This window comes from Pengzhenrongella sp., assembly GCF_036565025.1.
Lineage (GTDB): Bacteria > Actinomycetota > Actinomycetes > Actinomycetales > Cellulomonadaceae > Pengzhenrongella.
This window is the reverse complement of sequence record NZ_DATCNW010000389.1, coordinates 1-4,723: the sequence shown is the minus strand read 5'-3', so window position 1 is coordinate 4,723 and position 4,723 is coordinate 1. Positions and strand designations below refer to the sequence as shown.

The window sequence follows — 4,723 nt, the reverse complement described above, 5'->3', positions numbered from 1 at the left end:
GTCCTATAGGACGTCAACGCTCGGACGTTGCGGGGGGAGGGGGGAGGGGGGCGGCTCGGATCAGCCGATCGCGTGTACCGGCGCGGGGAGCGGGACCCCGGAGCCGTCCCGGCGCGGGTCGATCGGCGGCAGGTCGAGCGGCTGGCCCGCCGATCCGGTCGCCTTGGGCGGGGCGAGCCCGACCCAGGCGAGCAGCAGGGCGTCCTCGCCGCGCAGGAACCGGTGCGCGCGCACGCCGCCGGTGGCCCGCCCCTTGGCGGGGTAGGCCGTCAGTGGGGTGGTCTTGACCGAGCCGGGCTGGGTTCCGGGCAGTGCCGCGGCGGTGCCGGCGATCGTCACGACGGCGTAGTCGGCGTCGTCGCCCGTGCCGCCCGCCGTCGTCGTGGCGCCGAAGTAGACGACGCGCTGGCCGGGCGCGAGCTTGATGCCCGCCATCCCGGCGGCCGTGCGGCCCTGCGGTCGCACGAGCGAGGCCTCGAACCGCAGCAGCGCGGCCTCGGAGCTGATCAGGATCAGCTCGTCGGCGTCGGTCACGCTGACCGCGCCGACGACCTCGTCACCGGGTTTGAGCGCGATCAGGTCCCACGAGTCCTTGTTCGGGGGGCCGTCGCCGGGCGCGACCCGCTTGACGACGCCCGACGCCGTCCCGAGCGCGAGGGTCGGTGCGGCGGGGTCGAGCGAGGCGAGCGCAAGCACCGTCTCGCCCGGCTCGAGCGCCACGACCTCGCTCACCGGCACCCCGCCGGACAGGCTCGACGCGCCGTCCGTCGGTGGCAGCGACGGCAGGTGCAGCAGCGGCACGCGCACGATGCGCCCGCGCGTGGTCACCGCGCCGATCTCCCCGCGGGTCGTGGCCGGGACAGCCGTGCGTACGACGTCGTGCTTGTGCCGGCTCCCGGCGCGCGCCGGAGCGCCTGCGTCCCCGGTCCGGGCGAGGAGCCCGGTCGCGGACAGCAGCGCCCAGCACGGACCGTCCTCGATCTGCAGCGAGATCGACGTCTTCGCCGCGGACGGCACCGCGCCGGCGCCGGCCGAGTCGAGCAGGATCGTGCGACGCGGCGTGCCGTGGGCGCGCGCGACGTCGGCCATCTCGTCCGAGACGATCTTGCGCAGCCGCTTGTCGTCGGCCAGGATCGCGGTCAGCTCGGCGATCTCCAGCGTGAGCTGGGCCTGCTCCTTCTCGAGCTCCATCCGGGAGAACTTGGTCAGGCGGCGCAGCCGCAGCTCCAGGATGTACTCGGCCTGCGGCTCGGACAGGTCGAAGACCTCCCGCAGCCGCGCCCGGGCGGTGTCGGCGTCGTCCGAGGTGCGGATGACCTGGATGACCTCGTCGATGTCGACGATCGCGAGCAGCATGCCCTCGACCAGGTGCAGCCGGTCGGTGCGCTTGGCCAGGCGGTGCATGCTGCGCCGGCGCACGACGTTCAGGCGGTGGTCGACCCAGACCACCAGCAGCTCGCGCAGGCCGAGCGTGCGCGGCTGGCCGTCCACGAGGGCGACGTTGTTGATGTTGAACGAGTCCTCGAGCGGGGTGAACCGGTAGAGCTGCTCGAGGATGGCCTCGGGGTTGAATCCCGTCTTGACCTCGATGACCAGGCGCAGCCCGTGCTGGCGGTCGGTGAGGTCGAGGACGTTCGTGATCCCGGTGAGCTTCTTGGCCTGCACGCCCTCCTTGATCTTCTCGATCACGCGCTCGGGCCCGACGAGGTAGGGCAGCTCGGTGACGACGATGCCCTTGCGCTTGGCCGTGACGTTCTCGATCCGGCTGGTCGCGCGCGTGCGGAACTGGCCGCGACCGGTGCGGTACGCGTCGCGCACCCCGTCGAGACCGACGATCTTGCCGCCGGTCGGCAGGTCCGGGCCCGGCACGAACCGCATCAGGTCCTCGAGGGTGGCCTCGGGGTGGCCGACCAGGTACCGCGCCGCGGCGATCACCTCGACGAGGTTGTGCGGGGCCATGTTGGTGGCCATCCCGACGGCGATCCCGGCCGCACCGTTGACCAGCAGGTTCGGGATCGCCGCGGGCAGCACCTCGGGCTGGACCAGCTTGTTGTCGTAGTTCGGGATGAAGTCGACGACGTCCTCGTCGAGCCCCGTCGTCATGACCTGCGCGGCCGGCGACTGGCGGGCCTCGGTGTACCGCGGCGCGGCCGGGCCGTCGTCCAGCGAGCCGAAGTTGCCGTGGCCGTCGACCATCGGCAGGCGCAGCGAGAACGGCTGGGCGAGGCGCACGAGCGCGTCGTAGATGGACGCGTCGCCGTGCGGGTGCAGCTTGCCCATCACGTCGCCGACGACGCGCGCCGACTTCACGTGGGCGCGGTCCGGGCGCAGCCCCATCTCGGCCATCTGGTACAGGATGCGGCGCTGGACCGGCTTGAGGCCGTCGCGCGCGTCGGGCAGGGCACGGGCATAGATGACGGAGTACGCGTACTCCAGGAACGAGCCCTGCATCTCCTGCGAGACGTCGATGTCGACGATGTTCTCGACGAAGTCCTCGGGTGGTCCCGGCGGGGTGGCGGTGCGGCGCGCCATGTGGTGCGGCTCCTTCAGGTGTGCGTGCAGAATCGCGGACGAATGGGGCGTGAGCCTGGCACATTCTCGCTCCTGCGGCCGGGCGCTCGCAGCCAGGCACGCGGTACCGACCCCGTAACCTGGGCACATGGCCTGCCCCGAAGACGTGAGCACGGTCCCGGTGGCGCCCTATCCGGCCGACTGGGAGGCCGACGTCGTGCTGCGCGACGGCGCCGCCGCGCACCTGCGGCCGATCACCCCGAGCGACGCCGCGGCGCTCCAGGCATTCCACATCGGGCAGTCCGAACGCTCGACGTACCTGCGGTTCTTCGCCGCGCTGCAGCGGCTCTCCGACCGCGACCTCGTCCGGTTCACCACCGTCGACCACCACGACCGCGTCGCGCTGATCGCGGTGCAGTCAGGTCCCGGCGCCGCGGGCTCGTCGGCCGCCGAGACGTCGGAACCCGACGAGCAGATCATCGGCGTCGCCCGGTACGACAAGATCGGCCCCGACGTCGCCGAGGTCGCCTTCAACATCGCCGACGCGCACCACGGTCGGGGGCTCGGATCGGTGCTGCTCGAGCACCTCGCAGCGGCCGCCCGCGAGCGTGGCATCCGGCGGTTCACCGCCGAGGTGCTCCCGCAGAACGGGCGCATGATCGCCGTCTTCCGCGAGGCGGGTTACGACGTGTCCCAGACGGTCGACGACGGCGTCGTGACCGTCTCGTTCGACATCGACCCGACGGACCGGTCGCTGGCCGTGATGGCCGACCGCGAGCACCGCGCCGAGGCGCGCAGCGTGCAGGGGCTGCTCGGCGCGCGGACGGTGCTGCTCGTCGGCCAGCGCGACGCGGTGGCCGGCTCGGCCAAGGACCTGCTCTTCGCGCGCGCCTTCGCGACCACGACCTCCGGCGGGTTCGGCGTGGTCCACGTGCTCGGCGCGCGGTCCGAGCACCCGGAGGTCGGCGCGGGAGCCGACGGCGTCGAGGTCCGCTACTGGTCGCGGCTCGCGGACGTGCCGGCCCCGGTCGACCTCGCGGTCGTCGCCCTGCCCGCGCCCGACGTCGTCGCGGTCGTGCGGCGCCTCGCCCCGCTCGGCGTCCGGGGCGTCGTCGTGCTCTCGACGGGGTTCGCCGAGACCGGGGGGGCCGGGCTCGCCCTGCAGCGTGCGCTCGTGCGCGCGACCCACGCGGCCGGGATGCGGCTGGTCGGCCCGGCGTCCTACGGGTTCTTCGACGCGGCCGCCGACCCGCCGGTGAACGCCTCGCTCGCCGAGGAGCTGCCCCCGCCGGGCGTGCTCGGGCTGTTCTGCCAGTCCGCGCCGATGGCGGTCCCGATCCTGGCCTCGGTCGCGAACCGCGCGCTGGGCGTGTCCTCGTTCCTGTCCTCGGGGCACCGCGCCGACGTCTCGGGCAACGACCTCATGCAGTTCTGGCAGGAGGACCCGGCTACCGAGGTCGTCGCGATGATCCTCGAGTCGATCGGCAACCCGCGGAAGTTCTCCCGGATCTCGCGCCGGCTGTCCGCGGTCAAACCCGTCGTCGTGGTCACCGCGGGGCAGTCCGGGCACGTCGTGCCGCCCGGGCACGCCGTGCGCCCCACCCGCTCACCGCGCCGCGCGCTCGAGGAGATGTTCCGCCAGTCCGGCGTCATCCGCGCGCAGAACACGCACCGGATGCTCGACATCTCCCAGCTCCTCGTGCACCAGCCGCTGCCGAGCGGTCGCCGGGTGGCGATCGTGGCGAGCTCGTCGTCGATGGCGGCCCTGGTCGCGGAGGCCTCCGTGTCCGCCGGGCTCGAGCACGGCGGCCGCGTCGTGTGGGTCTCGGAGGACACCGACGACGAGACCCTGCGCGCCAACCTGCGCGAGCTCTACAGCGACGGCAGCTGCGACGTCGTCGTGGTGGTGCACGTGCCGACGGTCGGGGCCGCCTCGCCGCGGCTGGCCCGCGCGGTGGCTCGCGCGGCCGCGGGATCGGGTATCGCCACGGTGGCGTGCATGCTCGGCCTGCACGGCGTGACCGACGCCCTCACGGCGACCGGCCCGGCGGCGCCCACCGAGCTGGCTGCGGCGCCAGGCTCCGACGGGCCCGCCGAGCCCGCGCCAGAGCCCGCGGCCAGGAGCTGGACGGTTCCGGCGTACTCGACCCCCGAGGCGGCCGTCGCCTCGCTCGGGGCGGTCGTGAAGTACGCGAAGTGGCGGGCGGCCGAC

The 4,723-nt window shown here is 73.7% G+C and carries 2 protein-coding genes; one reads left to right on the top strand and one right to left on the bottom strand.

Annotation, left to right across the window (positions count from 1 at the left end):
• Positions 1–60: 60 nt before the first annotated feature.
• The gene (locus VIM26_RS22090; RefSeq protein WP_331955300.1) at positions 61–2,532 is read right to left on the bottom strand and encodes a DNA topoisomerase IV subunit A; all 2,472 of its coding nucleotides are present in this window, start codon (positions 2,530–2,532) and stop codon (positions 61–63) included.
• Positions 2,533–2,659: 127 nt separating this feature from the next.
• Here VIM26_RS22090 and VIM26_RS22085 point away from each other — a divergent pair.
• On the top strand, positions 2,660–4,723 hold a 2,064-nt coding region (locus tag VIM26_RS22085), incomplete at its 3' end, for a GNAT family N-acetyltransferase (RefSeq protein WP_331955298.1).